The following is a 1,640-nucleotide window of genomic DNA, read 5'->3' as shown; positions in this document are numbered from 1 at the left end:
TGGCTGCTCTACTACCTCGTGCCTCGGCCCAAGCCTCCCAAGCGGAGTGCACTGGCGGGCGCCGCGGCCGGCGCGGTCCTGTTCGAGCTGGCGAAGAACCTGTTCGCGCTCTACGCGACTCACGTGGCCAACTTTGAGCGGTACGGCGAGGGCGAGGGACTCGGCAGCGTCTTCGGGCTGATCCTGGCGTTCGTCTTCTGGGTCTACTTCTCCGGGTTCATCCTGGTCATCGGAGCCGTCGTGGCCTCGCTCCACGAGAAGCGTGTCCATCCTCGAAAGGCACACCTGCGGCGGATGTGGTCGCGGACCGGACGCTTCCGCCGCTATCGCGAGCGGACCGAGGCCGAGGCCGCCGAGGCGCTTGCCAACGTCCACCGTCCCGAGGGGTCGCAGGCGGTCCCCACCGAGGACCCGCTGGCGTCCGACGGCTCCGCCAGCGGGGCGGCCGTCCCCGACGAGGGCGAGGCGGCCGCGTCGTCGGTCATGGCACGGAGAGCCCGGCAGCGCGCCGAATCCGCCACGTCTCCGTGATCGCGTCCCCGCTGCGACCGCCAGCGGTGGGCCGGAGGGGCCTAGCTTGGGCGGTTTGCGCTTCTTCGGCTGTGCGCCTCGTCGCCTTCGTCGTCCTGCTCCTGCCCGCGGCCGCGGCCCAGGTCCCGCTCACCTTCGCCGACGACTCGACGACGGTGCGCAGCGTCGGCTTCGCGTTCGAGGACGGGCAGACGCTCTTGGAGGAGAACCTCCGTCTCCAGATCGCGACGCGCAGCCGCCCCGGCATCGTCGCCCGGTTCTTCGGGGCCGACGACGTGGCCTACCCGCTGGACCCCATCGAGATCGCCAAGGACGCCGTCCGGCTGGCGCGCTACTACCGAGACAGCGGATTCCCTCGCGTCGCGGTCGACTACGACGTCGACCTGGACACGACCAGCAATACCGCTGGCGTCACGTTCGAGATCACCGAGGGGCCGCCGCTTCTCATCAAGGACGTCACGTTCGCCGGGCCGGGACAGCGACCCGTGGCCCCTGAACTCGCGCCAGAGATCCGCGACGGCTGGGAGGCCTTCACGCGCGGCCGCGCGGTCCGGTCCGGCGACCGCCTCGACGAGTTCGCCCTGGTCCAGCTCCAGTCCGAGACCATCTCGTGGCTTCGCAACCGTGGCTACGCCTGGGCCGACGCCGGCGCTGAGCGCTTCATCGACTCGACCGGCCTGGGGGCGGACATTCGCGTCAAGGTCAACGTCGGCGTCCGCGCGCGCGTCAGCGGTATCTCCGTCGAGGGCGACGAGTCGCTGGGGCGCGACATCGTCACTCGCGAGCTTCCGTTCGAGACCGGCGACCTGTTCAGCGCCTCGGAACTCGCAGAGGGGCAGCGCGAGGTGTTCGGCTTGGGCCTGTTCACGCTCGCCCTCGTGGACCTCGGCCCGGAGGCGGCGCGCGGCGACACCCTGGTGCCCATCTCCGTGCGTGTGCGGAGAGGCCCGAGCCGCGTGCTCTCTGCCTTCACGGGCTACTTCTCCGATGGCGGCATCACACTCCGCGCCTCGGCGACCCACCGCAACGCGTTCGGCGGCGCGCGCCAGCTGTCGGCCAACGTGGAGTGGCGCACGGGCGTCCCGGAGCAGGGCATCTTCGGGATCGAC

At 71.0% G+C, this 1,640-nt stretch carries 2 protein-coding genes; both read left to right on the top strand.

From position 1 onward, the window contains the following. The coding region (locus AAGI91_17875; GenBank protein ID MEM1044483.1) for a YhjD/YihY/BrkB family envelope integrity protein at positions 1-531 on the top strand (531 nt) is incomplete at its 5' end. A gap of 71 nt (positions 532-602) precedes the next feature. After that, the coding region (locus AAGI91_17870) for a hypothetical protein (protein MEM1044482.1) at positions 603-1,640 on the top strand (1,038 nt) is incomplete at its 3' end.

It is taken from the genome of Bacteroidota bacterium (genome assembly GCA_038746285.1).
GTDB lineage: Bacteria > Bacteroidota > Rhodothermia > Rhodothermales > JANQRZ01 > JANQRZ01.
The sequence above is the reverse complement of the archived record's forward strand: the minus strand, read 5'-3'. Positions and strand labels throughout refer to the sequence as shown.